This is a genomic window from Burkholderia sp. WP9 (genome assembly GCF_900104795.1).
Lineage (GTDB): Bacteria > Pseudomonadota > Gammaproteobacteria > Burkholderiales > Burkholderiaceae > Paraburkholderia.
This window is the reverse complement of sequence record NZ_FNTG01000002.1, coordinates 355,607-373,740: the sequence shown is the minus strand read 5'-3', so window position 1 is coordinate 373,740 and position 18,134 is coordinate 355,607. Positions and strand designations below refer to the sequence as shown.

The window sequence follows — 18,134 nt, the reverse complement described above, 5'->3', positions numbered from 1 at the left end:
AGGCCGCTCAGGGCCGCTCAAGTCCGCTCAAGGCCGGTTCAACCGCTTCGACAGATCGGCCACCAGAATCGCCATGCGCGCGGGCTTTTCATAACACGCGACGTCGTAATTGCGGATCACCTGGCTGATCTCCGATTCGCTGGCCTTGCCGGTCAGCAATTCACCAGTCAGCACGAAAATCGGCGCGTCCGGGTTTTCCGAGGCGCGCACCGCGCGAATCGCGGCCGCCGAGGTTTGCGGGCCGAACAGCCAGTCGATCACGACACCGTCGAACACCTGGGTTTGCAGTTGTTCGGCAAAAGCCGCGAGTCCGTAGATCGCCACCGCCGTGAAGCCACTGCGCTCCAGATAGTCACGCAGGTTGTCGGCGCTTGCCTGATCGTCATCGACCACGGCGATAGTCGGCTTGTCGGTTTCCGCGCGACGCGGATAGATCTCGATCTTGTGAACCTCGTAAGCGCTTTGGTAGAGCGTGCCGTCGTGACGCGCCACGCGCCATTGACCGAGCCTGGAATACGCGACGAATTCCGGGCGGCTGCCCGGCTCGAGCGCGGCGCCGATCCAGGCCGTGCAGGCCAGTTCGATTGCGCCGACGCTGAACACGGCTTCCTGGGCGATCGCGCCGACCATGCCCGGATCCAGCGATTGCGCGCCGAATAGCTGGGCGGCAGGTTCGCCGTACACCTCGGCGACCTTCTTGATCTGGGATAGAGTCCACGGGCTGTTACCGCGCAGCTTGCGGTGCCCCTGTGAAAAACTCAGATCGAGGATGCGGCACAGTTCCGTGGTCTGCTGGCGTTTGCCGATTCCGTGCCGGCTCATCAACTCGCGCACGCGCTCGGCGACTGCGATGGAGTCGGGTGAGTTTGTTTCGTTGGCCATACTGCGTGAGAATCCGCCGTCTTAAAGGGTACTGGGGAGCGCGATACGACAGGCGCAACACGGCCATGCACATTCAATGCGCATTGACGCGGCTACGCGGGGGACAGCAAATGTACCGTAAAAAGTATCGCAGTCTGTAGTTTTGTTGAGCGTCGCCGAGCCCATCAGGATGAGTGTCGAAACAGACTGGTTCGGCGATCGTTTTATGCATTGAGCATGAATTGTATTTTACCGATTAAACCGTGCCGCATCGGTGAAGAAATACGCCGAACGGGGCAAGCCGCCCGACACGCCTAGCCTGCGGGCATGGTGGCGAGCTTCGCCGCCGAGCTTGTCAGGCCTTTGAAAATCCGTTCGGCGACCCTGGCCGGAAAACGCTCGGGCAATTCCGCCGAGACCCGCTCGATCACGCCGGGGGTCTGTTCGATCAACCGCTGGATCAACGGTTCCGCGTTTGCGCCGTATGAGCACTTCAGCGCCATCGTGTTGAAGTGGCGCCGCTGCACGTCGCGAAACGCGTCGTGTTTGCTGCGCGACCACATGCCCATGGCGAGCCTCGCCTTGAACCACGACCACTGGTTCGGGCCGCTGCCTTCCACCGGCCAGATCGACATCACGTCGTAAAGCGGCGTCAGGCGGTAGTGGCCGCCCGCCAGCAGGCGAATGCTGAAATTCTTCGCGTGACCGTCCGGCGCCGCCAGCATCCAGAACAGGATCTGGCTCGCCAGCAGCGTTTCGATGTCCTGTCGGGCCTCGACCGATTGCTGGAGAATCCGCGCAAGGTCGAGCACGCCCGGGCCGCCTTCGTTTTCATATTTGCGATGCGACGGCACGCCGTACACCTGGCAGAAGTCTTCCTGCGGCAGGCGCAACAGCCATTGCCCGCTCGAATGCAACTGACGGTCGAAGCGTTCGACGCTCAACACCCGTTGCTTGCCGAATGTCACGATCTCCGTGTTGGCGACGGGCAGGCCGAAGGCGTGCAGAATCCGCAGACAGAGCCACTCGTTTTCGGCCGAGGTGCTGAGATCGGCGAGTTTATTGCCGACGAGGCCGAGCGGCAGCTTGAAAATGTGCGTGGTGGGCGTGGCGCCGTGCGGCCTTTGCCACTTGCCCTCGTGCCACAGCAGCGCGGTTTTTTCCTGCGCGCCGGCGAGCGAGATGCGGAAATCGTCCGTTTCGTCGGGCGCGCCGAGCGCGGGGTTGCTGACCGTGCGGGCCAGCATGGTTTCGATTTCGGCGTCCGTGAGCGGTGTGCCTTCGATTCGTTCGACACCTTGTGGCGCGTCGTCTTCGGCGAGTAACGGGACGGCGCCCACGCAGTCGCGGCCGATGGCTTGCAGCAGGTCGAACGCGTCGAGCGTCTCGGTCTGGTAGCGTTGGGCGATGCGCTTTCGGATCGCCTCGCTGTCGGGCAGCAGATTGTCGAAATAGTTGAGGACGCGCGAACCCTTGTGCGCCAGATTGCCCGGCGTGAATGGCAGCGACAGGGACAGGGGCCGTCCCGCGGGCGAGGCGACCCACGCGGGATCATAGGCAAACTCCATGGGGCCGCGAGCGGGCAGGCGCCAGACGCCGACCCGCTCGCCGTTGGCCCACACGGAGAGCGCGCGTGAGTGAGTTTGGCGGCCCATGCTCACCACTCGACAAGAGGCGCGGGGCCAGGCAGCGCCTGACTCTTGTCGCGCAATTGCAATTGCAGACCGTAGATGCCGCACAAGGCCAGCAACTGGGCGAGAGTGAGGGCGGCTGCGTCGGTTTCGAGTGCCGAAATGCGGCTCTGGCTGACGCCGATCCGCGCGGCCACCTCGGCCTGCGTGAGTCCGGCTTGCCGCCGGCTGGCGGCAAGCAACTGGGCCATTTGGTCCGGCGTGGCGATGAGGTGGAGCATGGCAAATTATCCGCGACACGAATAAACGCATTTTATGCGTCACACGAATATCTGTCAAATATTTGTGTGACGCATATTTTGCGAATATTTGTGTGGCGAATAAACTGCGCATGTCGCGCCGTTTCATGTCGTTTCGCGCCGTTTCGTCTCGTTTCCGCGTCGAGCCGCAAGCCTCAGGCATCGCGGCATTGCGAACAAGCGCCTCGCCTGCGAAGATTACGCCCACACTTAAAACCTGCCCGTCCGATGACCACGACTTACCCCCTGCACGCGAACTTCACGCCCGCCGACCAGCCGTTTCCGAAACATGCCGACGTGGTGATCGCCGGCGCCGGCATCATGGGCTGCGCGGCCGCCTACTATCTGGCGCGCCGCGGCCTCTCGGTCGTGGTGCTCGACAAATCGCGGATTGCCGGGCAGCAGTCGTCACGGGCGTGGGGATTCGTGCGCCAGCAGGGCCGTGAAGCCGCCGAAGTGCCGCTGATGATGGCCAGCATCCCGCTGTGGAAAACGCTCGAAAGCGAGCTGAATTTCGATCTCGAATGGCGTCAGGGCGGCTGTCTGTACGTGGCGACCGGCGAGGAAGACTGGAGCTCCTTCCAGCAATGGATGGACGTCGCGCGTCAGTACGGGCTCGATACGCGCACGCTCGATCGCAAGCAGATCGACACGGTCGTGACCGGCATGCACGGCCCGGCGCTCGGCGGCCTCTACACCCCGAGCGATGGGCAGGCGGAACCGCGCCGCGCCACGGCCGCCTTCGCGGCGCGGGCGGCCGAGGCGGGCGCGCTGTTTTTCGAAGGCTGCGGCGTGATCGGCGTCGAGCGCGCGGGCGGTGCGATTGCCGGCGTGGTCACCGAGCGCGGCACGCTGCGCACTTCGCGCTTCATCTGCGCGGCCGGCGCCAGCAGTTGGCGTCTGCTCAAAACGCTCGGGCTCGAACTGCCGCAACAGGCCGTGCGCGGCACCTGCATGCGCACCAACCCGTTGCCGCGCATCACCGCGTCGACCTTCTGGGGGCACGGTCTCGGCGTGCGGCAACGCGAGAACGGCGCAATCAATCTCGCCGACGACATGCAGGTCGACGTCGACATGACGCTCGGCCATTTCCGCGCGCTCAAGTGGTTCTTGCCCGAGCTGTGGGCGCAACGCGAGAAGTTCAGCTTCCATCTGAACGGCGCGTGTCTGCGCGATCTGCGCGAGCGTCTGCCGGGCGGCGTGCCGGAACACGACCGTGTGCTGCATCCGCGCGATCCGCATCCGCAGCCGAATGTGAGCCACGCGCCGCGTGCGTTGAAAAAACTGCGCGCGTTGTTCCCTGCGCTGAAGGACGCGCAGGTGGTCGAATCATGGGCCGGTCTGATCGATGTGCTGCCCGACGGCATCCCCGTGATCGACGCGCCGCCGCAGGTTAGCGGTTTGACGATCGCCACCGGCTTTTGCGGTCATGGATTCGCCATGGGACCGATTGTCGGCAAACTGCTCGCGGAATTGAACGACGGCGGCAAGGCCTCGCTCGATCTGTCGGCCTTCCGTTTGCAGCGTTTCTTCGACGGTACGATGCAGCGGCCTCGCAGCATGCTGTAAAAAACACCGCTCTCAATCCACTTCACGACCGACGAACTACTCACGTTGCGACACGCCGGCATGCGTACTACACGCAATGGGACAACCCCGCACGGGTCGGCCCGATCGGCGCGCGCAATGATCGGGCCCGTTTTCTGCTGGAAAGCCTGCATCTCTTTCTGCGATAACGGACCTGTCATGAATCGAGTCTCTGTCCTGCTTGCTGCCAGCCTTGTCGTCCTAAGCTCGGCTCACCCGGTGAACGCTGCCAGCCGCGATGAGCAGACCAAGGCCTGTCGTGGCGATGCAATGCATTTCTGCGCCGCCGACATTCCCAACGAAGACAAAATCACCGCGTGCATGAAGCAGCACGTGGATGAACTGAGTCCGGCGTGCCGCGCCATGTTCAAGGGTGGCAAGAAGGGCAACGATAAAAATACTTCGCAATGAGGCGGGGCGTGAGCCGCCCGTGGCACCGCTGGAACCAGCCAGGGGATTTGCCCTCGATTGCGCTTACGCCTTCTTCGAGCGGCGCTTGATCCACCCATCACCTCACACCTGACCCTCCCACTGCCGCGATCCGGCCCTACGACGCGCGAGGCGTCGTAGAATCGTTTGTCCTCGACTCACGAAGCCACCGCATGCCTGATGCCCGAACCGGAGCCAACCGATCGCGGCGCGCGGCCTGGCGACGCCGATCCATCCGTCGCGCCAGGCGGACGAAGGGAGCGCCGCTAGCTAGTCGATCCCAACTCAACCCTGTGCCAAGGACTGGAACCACCTGCCCATGACTCGCCCGACCACGCAGATTTTCGACGCCGCCGCGACCGCGCGGCTGATTCCGTATGCCGCGCTCGTCGACGCACTCAAGCGCGCGAGCGTCGAGTATGCAAAGCAGCGCATCGCGAGTCCCGAACGGCTCGTCGTGCCGCTCAACGAAGGCGGCATCATGCTGTCGATGCCCGCCACCGCGCCCGATCTCGCGATCCACAAACTGGTCAACGTGTGCCCGAGCAACGGCCCGCGCGGCCTGCCCACGATCCACGGCAAAGTGATGACGTTCGACGCCGACACCGGCGAGACGCTTTTCATCCTCGACGGGCCGATCGTCACGGGCCGCCGCACGGCGGCAATCTCGATGCTGGGCGTCGAAACCTTCGCCGCCGGCACGCCGCGCGAATTCCTGCTGATCGGCACCGGCACGCAGGCGCTCAACCATCTGGAGGCGATCGGTGAGCTGTTTCCAGACGCGCGCGTATGGGTGAAGGGCAGTGCGCCCGCGCGTGCCGAAGCATTTTGCGCGCAGCATCACGACAAGGTGCGCGAGCTTCGGCCGCTCACGCAAGACGGCGGCGCGACCATCCCCGACTCGGTGGACGTCGTGATCGCGCTGACCACGAGCAGACAGCCCGTCTACGACGAACCCGCGCGCGCGGAGCGCCTCGTGATCGGCGTCGGCGCATTCACGCCCGCCATGGTCGAGATCGGCGCGCACACCATTGCCGGGAGCGCGCTTTTCGTCGACGACGAGGCCGGAGCGCGCCACGAGGCCGGTGACTTCATTCAGGCGGGCGTGGATTGGGCTCAGGTCGGCGGGATCGCCTCGGTGCTCGGCAATCCGGCGCTGCGGCCGCAAAAAAAACCGATCGTTTTCAAAAGTGTCGGCTGTGCGGCGTGGGATCTGGCGGCGTGCCGCGTGGCGCGCGATGCGCTGTCAGGCAGCTGAAGGCTCGCCGCACAAAAGCGTGCGTGAGTAGCTGGTGCAATGGCGCGAGGGGGTGAGGAGCAGCGTAGATATAGCAAGGCGACCGGCTTGCCGGTGAAAGCCGAAAACGCCTTGCAAACAGGCCGTTACCGTCTCAGGTTGGCATATTGCGCCAACCTGAGGCACATGTTGCCGTGCAAACAATCTCAAAACGTTGCACCATAGGCGTTTGCCAGAAAAAAGTGCCGGCCTGCCGGCGCTTCGCTGCTGCTTGTGCTCCTGCGTGTGCTGCTGCTTTTTTCTGCCCGTTGACCGACGCCTCATCCATCACGACGCTGCGACCGCGCTATGACGACCCACCACGCTTCTGCCACTCCCGACCTGCCGCTCGACATGATCATCTTCGGCGGCACCGGCGACCTGTCGTTTCGCAAGCTGCTGCCCGCGCTCTACATGGCGCATCTGCACTGCAATCTGCCGCCGGACACCCGCATTCTCACGATCGGCCGCAAGCCGTGGTCGCGTGAGGAGTACATCAACGAATTCATGGAGTTGAAGGCGAAGCCCTTCATCGAAAAGAAAGCGTTCGAAGCCGCCGCCTGGGACAAATTCCTGGCGCTGTTCGAATACGTGCGCATGGACGTGGACTCGGTCGAGGACTATCAGCGCCTGAAGGAAGCGTCGCGCGAAGGCGTGCGCCGCGTGTTCTATCTGGCGACGTCGCCGGATCTGTTCACGAACATTTGCGACAACCTCGCGGCCGCGGGACTCGTGGACGGCAACTCGCGCGTGGTGCTCGAAAAGCCGCTGGGCCACGATCTGGCCTCCGCGCAGGAGATCAACACAGCGGTCGGCAAGCATTTCAGCGAAGCGCAGATCTACCGGATCGACCACTACCTCGGCAAGGAAACCGTGCAGAACCTGATGGTGCTGCGCTTCGGCAATCCGATTTTTGGCCCGCTGTGGCAGGCGCCGTACATCAAGAGCGTGCAGATCACGGTGGCGGAGACGGTCGGCGTGGGCAGCCGCGCGGGCTTCTACGATAAAACCGGCGCGCTGCGCGACATGGTGCAGAACCACTTGCTGCAATTGCTGTGCATTGTCGCGATGGAACCGCCCGTGTCGCTCGACCCGGACGCGGTCCGCGACGAAAAGCTCAAGGTATTGCGCTCGCTGCGGCCCATGACGCCGGAAGACATCGCGCGCGATACGGTGCGCGGCCAGTACACCGCCGGCGCCGTGGACGGCGAGGCGGTGAAGGGTTATCTCGAGGAAGACAACGTGCCGGCAGGCAGCCGTGCCGAAACCTTCGTCGCCTTGCGCGCGCATATCAACAACTGGCGCTGGGCGCATGTGCCGTTTTTCCTGCGCACCGGCAAGCGGATGCAGAAGAAGGTGTCGGAGATCGTCATCGAGTTTTCCGAGTTGCCGTTCTCGATCATCCCGAATGGGAATAGCGGGCACAACTACGGCAACCGGCTCGTGATCCAGTTGCAGCCCGAGGAGTCGATCCAGCTGCAGGTGCTCGCGAAAGAGCCGGGCAGCGGCATGCATATGGTGCCGGTCAATCTGAATCTGGACTTGCAGCAGGCCTTCACCGAGCGTCGCGCGGAAGCGTATGAGCGTTTGCTGATCGACGTGATTCGCGGCCGTCTCACGCACTTCATGCGTCGCGACGAACTGGAAGCGGCGTGGGCGTGGGCCGAGCCGATTCTGGCGGGCTGGAGCAAGTCGGGCGAGAAGCCGCGTAGCTATACGGCGGGCACGTTCGGACCTTCGGCATCGACTGCACTGATGGCGCGCGAAAATGCCGTGTGGGCGGAAGAGTCGCAATAAACGGTTTTCTTCAGCGCTGTGAAAAAGCCCGCGAAAGCGGGCTTCTTTATGTCCGCGATAAATGCAGGCCTAAGGCAACGAAATCGTCAACGTGGCCGATTGCGGCCCCAGCTTGACCACCTGCGAATACGGCGCGAGCGAGCGCAAGGTCTGGTCGCGCAGATAGGTGTTCAGGCCGAGATAGGCCAGCAGTCCAACCAGCGCGAACACTGCGCCGATCGACCACAACGGCACCTCGCGTTTCAGCCGGTGCGCGACCTGATCGGGCAGCGGCCAATGCGGCGCGAACGGCGCGCGTTTGCCTTTCATATGCGCGATTTCATCGCCGATGCGCGCGGTCAGATAGGCGAGCTTCTCCGGTCCCTCGAGCAGATATTTGCCCTGGAATCCGAGCAGCAGGCACATGTGAAACACCTCGAGCGATTGCAGACGTGCCGCGCCTTGCGCGCGGCATTCCTCGAGGTACTGGAAGAATTTCTCGCCCGCCAGCTGCTCGCCGAACAGCACGAGTTGCAGCGGCCGGCGCTCCCACTCCGTGCGGATCCTGAACGTGGACGACAACACCGATTCGTCGATGGCCGCACAGAACGCAAACTTCGACGCGTAGACATCTTCCGCCGACGCATTGAGCTTCTTCGCGCCGCGTTCGAAGTCGCCGAGAAACTGCTGGATGCGCTGGCTGAATTCTTGCGCGTCGCCGGGCTCGCGGCCGTTCTTCAACAGAAACAGCATGAAGAAGCCGTCGTATAGCAGATCGAGCAGCGAGCGGACCTGATAGCTCGGCTCGGTGATCGGGGCGGGCGTCGCGGCAGGCGTGCTGCCGCCAAAGAGGGAGGGCGCGTAGCTCATGATGTGACGGCGATCAGTTCGAGTTGAAGATCGTTGATGCCCGACGGCGCGTAGATCATGGCCGATTGGGCCTGCAACATGCGGTCGTACAGCGCGCCACGCGATTCGAACGAGAAGTAGCAGGCGCCCGGGCGGACCGGAATGGCGGGCGGCACCTGCGGCGTGTAGACGAGGCGCACGCCCGGCATGGCCGAGAGCACGAGCTTGTCGACGTCGTCCGGCGCGCCGACCTTGAAGCGCGCGGGCACGGCTTCCACGAGCTCGGCGGTGGGCATGTCCGCCGATACCGCGATATAGAACAGGGTCTTGTCGTCGATCTTGCCGGAGTCGAGCCGGCCCGCATGGAACGACGGGCGCACTTCTTCGAGCGAAATCGCGAAGTAGCGCGTGGAGATCACGGTCTCGAGCAGATCGCGCAGGATCGTGTCGAGACGCGCGAAACCGGGGCCCGGATCGTCATGCCGGTAAGCCGGCAAGTCGGACAGCGCATAGCCCTTCGAAAACGTCATCAACTGGCCGGCGAGGCGCAGCAACTCCTGGAAGAGACGCTCCGGATGCAGCGCCGAATGCTGGTACAGATGCGCGAGCGAGGCGAACGCCGCGCTCGCGGTATGCAGCAGCCAGAACGACGCAATGTCGCCGGAGCGGAACTCGATGATGTTCTTGGTCGGCTCGCGGTGAAAGCCGTACAACGCATTGACCTTGGCCTGCAGTGCGTCGATCAGTTGGCGCAGCCGCTGATGCAGGACCGGCGAAGCGTCGATGGCAAGGCAGGGCGGCACGAAGGTGTCGTCGATTTCGAAACCCGACGTGGCCGTGCGACGCACGCGTACGAGCGGCACCGACAGCAACTGGTCGCGCGGCTCGCTGTGCGCGATGAGTTTGACGCTGGTCTTCAGGAACGTGATGTCGGCTTCGGCGGCGTCGGTGAAATGATCGGCCACCGGCGTCTGCTCACTGACGTAACGCGAGACGAAACCCGCGTTGCTGTCTTGCGAATAGTTCGCGCCGGTTTCGCGCAGCGGATGCAGCGCGAGATAAAACGTGAATTCGTTGATGCCGTCGGGCAGCGTATCCAGCGCGATGGGCGGCGGCAGGTCGTCGGCTTGCGGCGCGGAGTAGAGCGCGCCGTCGGGAAATACCAGCGAAAGTTCGCTCACGCGCAGCACGTTGCTGCCGAGCGCGTCGCGGTCGAAGCGCGCCGAACGCACGCCCCAGTTGTACGGCTGGATCGCCTGGATCGATTCGAACAGGCGTGCCTCATGATAGGCGTCCTGACGCTGAAAATGCTGCGGCCTCAGAAACAGGCCTTCCCCCCAGAGCACTTTTGCGGAATAACTCATCTCAAACCTGTTATATGCGTTCAGCGTGTGGCGCACCCGGAGATAACCGATTCGAGCGCCGCATTGTTAAATCTGTGAAAAATGTTAAATCGCATTTTATCGGCATCTTTATCCGCAACTCACCGAAGAAAGCATATTCAGCGGTTGTGCGGGCAATCCCTGTTCTGGCGGGATCACAGTGCCGTTGGTCACCGTCATTGCACAGTTATGCAGGCCGATCATTATGCCGGATTTCTCCGACTTCGCCGGGTCGAAGGCGAATTTCCAGCGTTGCATGGCCGGATCGCGGAATAACGCGACGATACCGAATGCCTGCGCTTCACGCGAGACTTTTTCGGTAACAACGTAGCGCTGGCCCGGGATTAGCGTGAGTTCGCGCACACCCAGCAAATCGCCGCCCAAGGTAGTTTTTTCCCTCGCTGGATCGGTAAAGGCGTCGAATGGCGCCTGCTGGAATGAGGTCGGGTCTTTCAGGACATATAGCCGCACTACCAGCGCTAATGGACGTTTGTCGTTCGCCGCATTCAGATTCGGCGCCGCATATAAGGTGAGGCCGACATTGCGTGGCGGCTTCTGGGCGTCCGGCAGGTCCGGTTTGCCGAGGCCGCTTGCCTGCAAAGCCGCGTTGGCAGCCGCTCCGAGCACCGTGACACCGGCCGCGCAGCCGCCCAGCAGCGCGCACGCGGCGGCATTGGCAATCAATTGCGATGCATAGCGAATAAGACGCGAATTCATATACATCGACCGGCTCGCCGCCGTCCCCTATCAGAACAATCAATAACGAAATCAAGCCGGTCATTTTGCAGAAACGGTTTGCCACGTAATGCCGCTTTATGCAAAGTGCATGAAGCGATGCGTGGCAGCCTATAGCGGGCGAAGAGTGGCAAATTTTTCCGCTTTCTGTTTCTTGCTATTGAAGCAGGAAACAATTTCTGCATGTTTCGTTTAAATGACCCCCATGCATTTTTTTTGTGCAATCCTTCTTCACACGAAAGTTGAATTATCGAAAATTGGCCTGTACTATACCCGCGCACTTGAAGCAAAGCAAAACTCCGGTTTTCCCTTTGAAATAAAAAATTCGCACGTCGGTGAAAAACGATGAATGAGCGTCTGTTAGTAAAACTATCTGGGGTTGTGTTGGCATGCGGCGTGATGGCCGGTTGCGCGACACAGGGTAACAATGTCGCGACCACACCGGAGGCTTTTAATAAGCAACTCGCGGATGCCGATACCGTCGCAAAGGGCGGCGATCAGGATCGCGCTATCGCGCTTTATCAGCAGCTTTCCAAATCCGACCCGACGCGTGAAGAACCGTGGTCGCGTATTGCGCAGATCCAGTTCACGCAAGGTCATTACGGTCAGGCAATCGTGGCCGCGCAGGAAGCGCTGCAACGCGACCAGACCGATCGTCAGGCCAAGAGCGTGCTGGCCGTGGCCGGCCTGCGCGTCGCCACGCAATCGCTCGGCGAATTGCGTCAGGACGCATCGCTCGCGGGCGATGCGAAGTCGGACGCGCAAGCGCTCGCCAAGCAATTGCGCGACACGCTCGGCGAAGCCACGTTGTTCCCGCCTGATCCGAGCGACAAGCCCGTGGTGAAGAAGAAGCGCGTCATTCGTCACACCGCGAAGAGCAAAGCCGTGGATACGCCGGACGCCAGCACGAGTGCCGCGCCGGCTGCCGCCACGCCGGCTGCTCCCGCAGCGCCGGCGGCGCCTGCCGCACCCGCCAAAGCCGCGCAAAGCGGCGGCGCGTCCGATCCGTTCAGCGCGCTGCGCTGATCCAAGCCTGATCCATCAGCACCCGGGAGCCGACGATGGCGAAGAAAGAAAGCATTCAAAAACGCTTGCAAAAAGTGCGGCCGCCCCGCGTCCAATTGACCTATGAGGTCGAGCGCGGCGATGCGATCGAGGTGAAGGAGCTGCCGTTCGTCGTCGGCGTGGTCGCCGATCTGGCGGGGCAGTCCGAAGTCGAGCAGCCAAAGCTGCGCGATCGCAAGTTCGTCAACATCGATCGCGATAACTTCGACGACGTGATGAAAGCGATCGAACCGCGCGCCGCGTTCCAGGTGGAAAACCGCCTGAGCGAAGCCGGCGGCAAATTCGCGGTCGATCTGCGCTTCAGGTCGATGGCCGATTTCAATCCGGACGAAGTGGTTGCGCAAATCGAACCGCTGCGGCGCCTGCTCGAAGCGCGCTCGAAGCTCGCCGATCTGCGCAACAAGCTGGCCGGCAACGACAAGCTCGAAGACCTGCTGAGCGAAGTGCTCAACAACACGCAGCAGTTGCAAACCCTGGCGAAAGATCAGGGCAACGCGGCGGACCAGCACGGCGGCGCGCCGGACCACGACAAGCAGGGCGAATAAAGCACGGGGTGTGAGATGAATCAACAAACGGCAGCAGCCCAACTCGCCACCGCGCAAGGCGGTACGGAATCCACGCTGCTCGACGAAATCGTCGAGAAGAGCCGCGTGGCGAAGTCCGATTCCGAACACGCGCGCGCGAAAGACCTGATTGGCGAGCTCGTGCATCAGGTGCTCGACGGTACGGTGGTGGTATCCGACAACCTGTCGGCCACGATCGACGCACGCGTCGCCGAACTCGACCGCCTGATCTCCGCGCAGTTGAGCGCGGTGATGCACGCGCCGCAATTCCAGCGCATGGAAAGCACGTGGCGCGGTCTGGATTACCTGTGCAAGGAAAGCAATACCGGCGCAACGGTCAAGATCAAGGCGCTGCATGCGCCCAAGCGCGACCTGGTGCGCGACTTCAAGACGGCGATCGAATTCGATCAGAGCGCGCTGTTCAAGAAGATCTATGAGGAGGAGTTCGGCACCTTCGGCGGCTCGCCGTTCGGCACGATCATCGGCGACTTTGAAGTGACGCGCCAGCCGGAAGACGTGTATTTCATCGAGCAGATGTCGCACGTCGCGGCAGCCGCGCATGCGCCGTTCATCGCTTCTGCGTCGCCCGAATTGCTGGGCCTCGAAACCTTTGCCGACCTCGGCAGGCCGCGCGATCTCGGCAAGGTGTTCGACACGGTCGAATATGCGAAGTGGAAGTCGTTCCGCGACGCCGAAGATTCGCGCTATGTCGGTCTCACGCTGCCGCGTTTTCTGGGCCGCCTGCCGTTCAATCCGAAAGACGGCGCCACGGCGGAGGGTTTCAACTTCGTCGAAGACGTGGACGGCACGGATCACAGCAAATACCTGTGGTGTAACGCGGCGTGGGCATTCGCCGCACGCCTCACGGCGGCCTTCGACGACTTCGGCTGGTGCGCGGCGATTCGCGGCGTGGAAGGTGGCGGTCTGGTGGAAGATCTGCCCACCCACACCTTCAAGACCGACGACGGCGAAGTCGCGCTGAAATGCCCGACCGAAATCGCGATTACCGATCGCCGCGAGAAGGAGTTGAGCGACCTCGGTTTCATTCCGCTCGTGCACTGCAAGAACTCGGACTATGCGGCGTTCTTTGCCGCGCAATCGGTGCAGAAGCCCAAGAAATACAGCACCGACAGCGCCAATGCGAACGCAGTCCTGTCCGCGCAATTGCAGTACATCTTCTCGGTGTCGCGTGTCGCGCACTACCTGAAGGCAATGATGCGCGACAAGATCGGCAGCTTTGCATCGGCGCAAAACGTCGAAGTATTCCTGAACCGTTGGATCTCGCAGTACGTGCTGCTCGACGACAACGCGACGCAGGAGCAGAAGGCGCAGTTCCCGTTGCGCGAGGCATCGATACAGGTGTCGGAGATTCCGGGCAAGCCGGGTGCGTACCGTTCGGTTGCATTCCTGCGTCCGCATTTCCAGTTGGATGAGCTGTCGATTTCTTTGCGGCTCGTCGCCGACCTGCCGAAACCGGCCAATTCATAAGCAAATCAGAGAACCCGGGCCGGCCGCCCGGATTAGCTGCTAAAACCACCTCTTTGGGGAGTCGATGAGTTATGAAGGATATCTATTTAAAATTCGGCAATCCGGCGATCAAAGGCGAATCTGCCGATAAGGATCATGCTGGCTGGATCGAAATTGATTCGTGGAGCCATTCGATCACGCAACCGCGTTCGGCAACGGCTTCAACGGCAGGTGGTCACACCTCCGAGCGCTGCGAACATGCCGACATGCTGTTCACGAAAGACATCGACGTGGTCAGCCCGCTGATTTATCAACATGCGTCGGGCGGCACGACGTTCGACGAAGTCACGATCGACTTCATGCGTTCGGACGGCGAAGGCAATCGCATCAAGTACCTGGAAGTGAAGCTCAAGTACGTGATCATCTCGAGTGTGACGCCGAGCGTGGTGGGCGAAGGCCTGCCGTCCGAGCAGTTCTCGCTGAAATACGCTGCCGTGCAATGGAAGTACACGCAGCAGAAGATCGGCGGCAACCAGGGCGGCAACGCGCAAGGCGCGTGGAGCCTGACGAAGAACGACAAGACGTACGCGGTCTGATGCAGGTGCGCATCCGGCACGCGCGGCTCGCGAGGGCCGCCGTTAGCCGTGCGCGCCTCGCATCGATCCGCTTCTTCGGACGCTGATGAAACGTTTCGAACCCAGCTTTCTCGACAAGCTGTTCGACGACGAACCGCATCTGCCGGCTTCTCCGGCGATGCGGCAATTGTCGTTGGACGAATTGAAGAGCACCGTCGCGCGCGACGTCGAGGCGATCCTGAATACGCGCATCGCCCTGACCGAGCCTGAGCTGGCGGCGCTACCGGAATGCCAGCGCTCGGTGCTCACGTACGGTCTGAACGATTTCGCGGGCCTGAGCCTCGCGAGCCATTACGACCGCACGTTCATCTGCAAATCGATTCAACAGGCCATTGCACGGCACGAGCCGCGCTTGCAGGATGTGGCGGTCACGCTCGAATTGAACGAACAATCGACCAACGCGTTGAACTTCGCCATTCAGGCGCTGCTGGTCGTGCATCCGGCGGAAGAACCGGTGAGTTTTGACGCGATGTTGCAACCGTCCACGCTGCAATACTCGGTGACGCGCGCACGCGCGAAGCTGTAGCAGCAAGATTTTCAACCGTCGCATTTCAGGTGGCGGGGTTGTCGAGCAATTGCTTTCTTAGTACCGCTTTACCGCCGCCGTTACGCGCAACGGCGGCGATAGATTGGGCGGATAGGTTTCAGGTCCGGGGATAGATCGATGGAAGAACTGCTGCCGTATTACGAGCGCGAATTGTCATTTCTGCGGCGCTATTCGCGCGACTTCGCCGAACGCTACCCGAAGATCGCGGCGCGTCTGGCCATGTCCGGCGAGCATTGTGAGGACCCACACGTCGAGCGGATGATCGAATCGTTCGCGCTGCTCGGCGCGCGCATCAACAAGAAACTCGACGACGATTACCCCGAATTCACCGAAGCGCTGCTGGAAGTGCTGTATCCGCACTACCTGCGGCCATTTCCGTCGTGCTCGATCGCACAGTTGGGCACGTCCGCCGCGCTGAGTCATTTGACGGAACCCGTACGGGTGGAGCGCGGCACCGAACTCAAGTCACGGCCCATTCGCGGCGTGCAATGCCGGTTCCGTACCGCCTACGACGTGACGCTGGCGCCAATCCGTATTTCGGAGGCGAAATATACCTCGGTGGCGATGGCGCCGAGTGCAACCGTGCTACCAGGCAATGCCACGGCGATCGTGTCGATCACCTTTGAATCGACGGCGGCGCAACTCGATCTGTCCGCGCTTAAACTCGGCACGCTGCGCACGCACCTGCACGGCGAACAGTCCTTTATCGCGGCGCTGGCGGACTGCCTGTTCGTCAACGCCATGGCCACGTATGTCGAGGCGGACCGGCGCGGCGTGTGGAAACAGGTGCGCGAATCGCCGGTCGTGCAGGCGGGTTTCGGCGAAGAAGACGCACTGATCGACTATCCGGCCAAATCGCACCCGGCGTACCGGTTGCTGACCGAGTACTTCGCGTTCCCCGAGAAATTCAATTTCGCCGACTTCGATCTCGCGGCCATGACGCGCGCGAGTGGCCGCTGCCAGCGTGTCACGCTGCACGTGGTGCTCAAGGAAGTGCGCAGCGACTCACACGTGGCGCGTCTGCTGGATTCATTGGGCGCACATCATTTCCGCCTTTTCTGTACGCCCGTGGTGAATCTGTTCGAGCAGCACGGCGAGCCGATTCGCGTCAGCCATCAGGCGATTTCGTATCCGGTAATAGCCGAAGCGCGCCGTGCATTTGCCTACGAGGTCTATTCGATCGATTCGGTGAAGCTCGTCAGGCAGCAGGCGCATGAAGAATCGGTGATCGAATTCCGGCCGTTCTATTCGTTGCATCACGGCGAAGCAGCGCGTGCAGGGCACTACTGGTTCGCCAGACGCAACGATTGGGTCGCGCAGAAAAGCCCCGGCTATGAAACCGAAATCTCGATCGTCGATATCGACTTCGAACCGGCCGCGCCGCAAACCGATACGTTGAGTCTCGATCTGACCTGCACCAATCGCGATCTGCCCGCCGGTCTCGCCGTAGGGCTCGAGGGCGGCGATCTGTTTCTCGAGGGCGGCTCGCTGACCGGCAGCATCTCGATGCTGCGGCGCCCCACGCCGAGCGTGCGTTTCGAGCGCGGGCGCGCCGCGCATTGGCGGCTGATCTCGCATCTGGCGTTGAATCACGTCTCGCTGGCAAACAGCGGTCTGTCGGCGCTCAAGGAAATGCTCGTGCTCTACGATTTGCGGCGCACGGCGGTCTCGGCGCGGCATATCGACGGCCTGGTGGGCATTGAACAGCGCGCAGCCGTGCAATGGCTACCTGGCAAACCGTTTGCCACTTTCGTGCGCGGCATTGAGATTCGTTTGACTATCGACGAAGAACATTTCGTCGGCACGAGTCTCGCGTCATTCGTGCGGGTGATCGACACGTTTTTTGGGCTGTACGTGCATCTGAACAGCTTTGTGCAACTGGTCGTCGTGTCGAAGCGCACCGGCGAGGAGATTCTGCGATGCAAACCGCGCAGCGGCGAATCGATCCTGGCGTAGTCGAGCAGCTTCTCGACGAGCCGCATCGCTTCGAATTCTTTCAGGCGGTGCGAATTCTCGAGAAGTGGTTCGCACAGCAATCGCCTTCCCATGCCGGACGCCCCGGAGAAATCGTCGCGCAGCGAATCGCTTTCCGCAATTCGCTGTCAATGTCGTTTCCACCGAGTGAGATTCACGGCGCGCAGTCTTACGACGTTGCGGGCGCGGCGCTGAAACAGAAAACGCAACGTACCGCCGCGCTCGAAGACGGCTCGCTCGACAAAGTGGATATCACGCCGGCGTTTTTCGGTCTGCTCGGCGGGCAGGGCGCGCTGCCGCTGCATTACACCGAGCAGATCGTCGCGCGCGAGCAGATCAAGCGCGATCGTGCCGCGCGTGAGTTCTTCGACGTGTTTTCGAATCGCGCGACGGCGCTGTTCTACGCGGCGTGGAAAAAATACCGTCTGCCGTTTCATTACGAGCTGGACCGCGACGAACGTTATTTGCCGTTGCTGCTCGCGCTGGCCGGCGTCGCCGACGACGACACGCGCAACAGTCTGCAAAGTGGCGAGGGCGCACTGTTCGACGAAGCCATTGCCGGTTACGCGCTGGCCGCGCGGCATCGTCCGGTGTCGGCGGTTTATTTGCAACGCACGCTGTCGGAGTACTTCAAAGTGCGGGTGCGCGTCGAGCAGTTCGTCGGCAAATGGTACGACGTGCCGCACGATCAGTTGACGTTGCTCGGCAGCGTGAACGCGACGCTCGGCGCGACCGCGCTGGCGGGCGAGCGCGTCTGGCAGCGCGACATGCGTGCGCGGCTCGTGATCGGACCGCTCGGCAAAGCCGACTACGAAGCGTTTCTACCTGGCGCCGATCGCGCGGTGGCGCTCGAACGCATGCTGACATTGCTGGCCGGCGTCACGCTCGAATACGAGGTGTCTTTGGTATTGCGCCGTGAGGCCGTCGGCCCGAGCGTGTTGAGCAAGGGCGCGCGCCTCGGCTGGGACGCGTTCCTGTGCACGAAAGAGGCCGACCGTGATCGCGCGGATGCCCGTTACGAATTGCACGTGATTCACTGACTATAACGACAGAACCTG

Annotated in this window: 17 protein-coding genes; 11 read left to right on the top strand and 6 right to left on the bottom strand. The window is 62.1% G+C overall.

Annotated elements, in window-relative coordinates:
- Positions 1-27 precede the first annotated feature (27 nt).
- The 3 genes from BLW71_RS22955 to BLW71_RS22945 all read right to left on the bottom strand — a co-directional run bounded on the left by BLW71_RS22955 (position 28) and on the right by BLW71_RS22945 (position 2,773).
- The gene (locus BLW71_RS22955) at positions 28-882 is read right to left on the bottom strand and encodes a helix-turn-helix domain-containing protein (RefSeq protein WP_091801972.1); all 855 of its coding nucleotides are present in this window, start codon (positions 880-882) and stop codon (positions 28-30) included.
- Positions 883-1,175: 293 nt separating this feature from the next.
- The gene (locus tag BLW71_RS22950) at positions 1,176-2,516 is read right to left on the bottom strand and encodes a type II toxin-antitoxin system HipA family toxin (protein ID WP_091801969.1); all 1,341 of its coding nucleotides are present in this window, start codon (positions 2,514-2,516) and stop codon (positions 1,176-1,178) included.
- A gap of 2 nt (positions 2,517-2,518) precedes the next feature.
- A complete protein-coding gene (locus BLW71_RS22945) occupies positions 2,519-2,773 on the bottom strand; it encodes a helix-turn-helix transcriptional regulator (protein WP_091801966.1) in 255 nt (84 codons plus the stop codon).
- Positions 2,774-3,019: 246 nt separating this feature from the next.
- On the opposite strand from BLW71_RS22945, the gene BLW71_RS22940 reads away from it, so the two are divergent.
- The 4 genes from BLW71_RS22940 to zwf all read left to right on the top strand — a co-directional run bounded on the left by BLW71_RS22940 (position 3,020) and on the right by zwf (position 7,880).
- Positions 3,020-4,360, top strand: a complete 1,341-nt coding sequence (locus tag BLW71_RS22940) for an NAD(P)/FAD-dependent oxidoreductase (protein WP_091801962.1) — start codon at positions 3,020-3,022, stop codon at positions 4,358-4,360.
- Positions 4,361-4,537: 177 nt separating this feature from the next.
- On the top strand, positions 4,538-4,789 hold the full coding sequence (locus BLW71_RS22935; RefSeq protein ID WP_091801959.1) for a hypothetical protein: 252 nt from the start codon (positions 4,538-4,540) through the stop codon (positions 4,787-4,789).
- Between the two features lie 337 nt (positions 4,790-5,126).
- A complete protein-coding gene (gene lhpI, locus BLW71_RS22930; RefSeq protein WP_091801955.1) occupies positions 5,127-6,065 on the top strand; it encodes a bifunctional Delta(1)-pyrroline-2-carboxylate/Delta(1)-piperideine-2-carboxylate reductase in 939 nt (312 codons plus the stop codon).
- 327 nt (positions 6,066-6,392) lie between these two features.
- Positions 6,393-7,880: a glucose-6-phosphate dehydrogenase gene (gene zwf / locus BLW71_RS22925; RefSeq protein WP_091801952.1), complete on the top strand. Its 1,488-nt coding sequence runs from the start codon at positions 6,393-6,395 to the stop codon at positions 7,878-7,880.
- A gap of 69 nt (positions 7,881-7,949) precedes the next feature.
- Here zwf and icmH read toward each other — a convergent pair whose 3' ends face one another.
- The 3 genes from icmH to tssJ all read right to left on the bottom strand — a co-directional run bounded on the left by icmH (position 7,950) and on the right by tssJ (position 10,807).
- On the bottom strand, positions 7,950-8,729 hold the full coding sequence (icmH, locus tag BLW71_RS22920; RefSeq protein WP_091801949.1) for a type IVB secretion system protein IcmH/DotU: 780 nt from the start codon (positions 8,727-8,729) through the stop codon (positions 7,950-7,952).
- Entirely contained in the window at positions 8,726-10,072 is a 1,347-nt protein-coding gene (tssK, locus tag BLW71_RS22915) for a type VI secretion system baseplate subunit TssK (RefSeq protein WP_091801946.1), read from the bottom strand. The genes icmH and tssK overlap by 4 nt, the downstream gene beginning before the upstream one ends.
- Positions 10,073-10,180: 108 nt before the next feature.
- Positions 10,181-10,807 (bottom strand): type VI secretion system lipoprotein TssJ, encoded by a 627-nt coding sequence (gene tssJ, locus BLW71_RS22910; RefSeq protein WP_091808740.1) that lies wholly within the window; start codon positions 10,805-10,807, stop codon positions 10,181-10,183.
- Between the two features lie 363 nt (positions 10,808-11,170).
- On the opposite strand from tssJ, the gene BLW71_RS22905 reads away from it, so the two are divergent.
- The 7 genes from BLW71_RS22905 (at position 11,171) to tssG (ending at position 18,116) form a co-directional block, all read left to right on the top strand.
- Positions 11,171-11,851 (top strand): tetratricopeptide repeat protein, encoded by a 681-nt coding sequence (locus tag BLW71_RS22905; protein WP_091801943.1) that lies wholly within the window; start codon positions 11,171-11,173, stop codon positions 11,849-11,851.
- Positions 11,852-11,886: 35 nt separating this feature from the next.
- The gene (tssB, locus tag BLW71_RS22900; RefSeq protein ID WP_091801940.1) at positions 11,887-12,435 is read left to right on the top strand and encodes a type VI secretion system contractile sheath small subunit; all 549 of its coding nucleotides are present in this window, start codon (positions 11,887-11,889) and stop codon (positions 12,433-12,435) included.
- Between the two features lie 15 nt (positions 12,436-12,450).
- Positions 12,451-13,941 (top strand): type VI secretion system contractile sheath large subunit, encoded by a 1,491-nt coding sequence (gene tssC, locus BLW71_RS22895; protein WP_091801935.1) that lies wholly within the window; start codon positions 12,451-12,453, stop codon positions 13,939-13,941.
- A 71-nt stretch (positions 13,942-14,012) separates the two neighbouring features.
- On the top strand, positions 14,013-14,516 hold the full coding sequence (locus tag BLW71_RS22890) for an Hcp family type VI secretion system effector (RefSeq protein WP_091801933.1): 504 nt from the start codon (positions 14,013-14,015) through the stop codon (positions 14,514-14,516).
- A gap of 85 nt (positions 14,517-14,601) precedes the next feature.
- Positions 14,602-15,081: a type VI secretion system baseplate subunit TssE gene (tssE, locus tag BLW71_RS22885; protein ID WP_091801930.1), complete on the top strand. Its 480-nt coding sequence runs from the start codon at positions 14,602-14,604 to the stop codon at positions 15,079-15,081.
- Between the two features lie 138 nt (positions 15,082-15,219).
- Positions 15,220-17,058, top strand: a complete 1,839-nt coding sequence (gene tssF, locus BLW71_RS22880; protein ID WP_091801927.1) for a type VI secretion system baseplate subunit TssF — start codon at positions 15,220-15,222, stop codon at positions 17,056-17,058.
- Entirely contained in the window at positions 17,022-18,116 is a 1,095-nt protein-coding gene (tssG, locus tag BLW71_RS22875) for a type VI secretion system baseplate subunit TssG (protein WP_091801924.1), read from the top strand. The genes tssF and tssG overlap by 37 nt, the downstream gene beginning before the upstream one ends.
- Positions 18,117-18,134: the final 18 nt, after the last annotated feature.

Bases quoted from the DNA above. Each gene is read 5' to 3' on its own strand.
- BLW71_RS22955 (WP_091801972.1), bottom strand. From the start codon at position 882: ATGGCCAACGAAACAAACTCACCCGACTCCATCGCAGTCGCCGAGCGC.
- BLW71_RS22950 (WP_091801969.1), bottom strand. From the start codon at position 2,516: ATGGGCCGCCAAACTCACTCACGCGCGCTCTCCGTGTGGGCCAACGGC.
- BLW71_RS22945 (WP_091801966.1), bottom strand. From the start codon at position 2,773: ATGCTCCACCTCATCGCCACGCCGGACCAAATGGCCCAGTTGCTTGCC.
- BLW71_RS22940 (WP_091801962.1), top strand. From the start codon at position 3,020: ATGACCACGACTTACCCCCTGCACGCGAACTTCACGCCCGCCGACCAG.
- BLW71_RS22935 (WP_091801959.1), top strand. From the start codon at position 4,538: ATGAATCGAGTCTCTGTCCTGCTTGCTGCCAGCCTTGTCGTCCTAAGC.
- lhpI (WP_091801955.1), top strand. From the start codon at position 5,127: ATGACTCGCCCGACCACGCAGATTTTCGACGCCGCCGCGACCGCGCGG.
- zwf (WP_091801952.1), top strand. From the start codon at position 6,393: ATGACGACCCACCACGCTTCTGCCACTCCCGACCTGCCGCTCGACATG.
- icmH (WP_091801949.1), bottom strand. From the start codon at position 8,729: ATGAGCTACGCGCCCTCCCTCTTTGGCGGCAGCACGCCTGCCGCGACG.
- tssK (WP_091801946.1), bottom strand. From the start codon at position 10,072: ATGAGTTATTCCGCAAAAGTGCTCTGGGGGGAAGGCCTGTTTCTGAGG.
- tssJ (WP_091808740.1), bottom strand. From the start codon at position 10,807: ATGAATTCGCGTCTTATTCGCTATGCATCGCAATTGATTGCCAATGCC.
- BLW71_RS22905 (WP_091801943.1), top strand. From the start codon at position 11,171: ATGAATGAGCGTCTGTTAGTAAAACTATCTGGGGTTGTGTTGGCATGC.
- tssB (WP_091801940.1), top strand. From the start codon at position 11,887: ATGGCGAAGAAAGAAAGCATTCAAAAACGCTTGCAAAAAGTGCGGCCG.
- tssC (WP_091801935.1), top strand. From the start codon at position 12,451: ATGAATCAACAAACGGCAGCAGCCCAACTCGCCACCGCGCAAGGCGGT.
- BLW71_RS22890 (WP_091801933.1), top strand. From the start codon at position 14,013: ATGAAGGATATCTATTTAAAATTCGGCAATCCGGCGATCAAAGGCGAA.
- tssE (WP_091801930.1), top strand. From the start codon at position 14,602: ATGAAACGTTTCGAACCCAGCTTTCTCGACAAGCTGTTCGACGACGAA.
- tssF (WP_091801927.1), top strand. From the start codon at position 15,220: ATGGAAGAACTGCTGCCGTATTACGAGCGCGAATTGTCATTTCTGCGG.
- tssG (WP_091801924.1), top strand. From the start codon at position 17,022: ATGCAAACCGCGCAGCGGCGAATCGATCCTGGCGTAGTCGAGCAGCTT.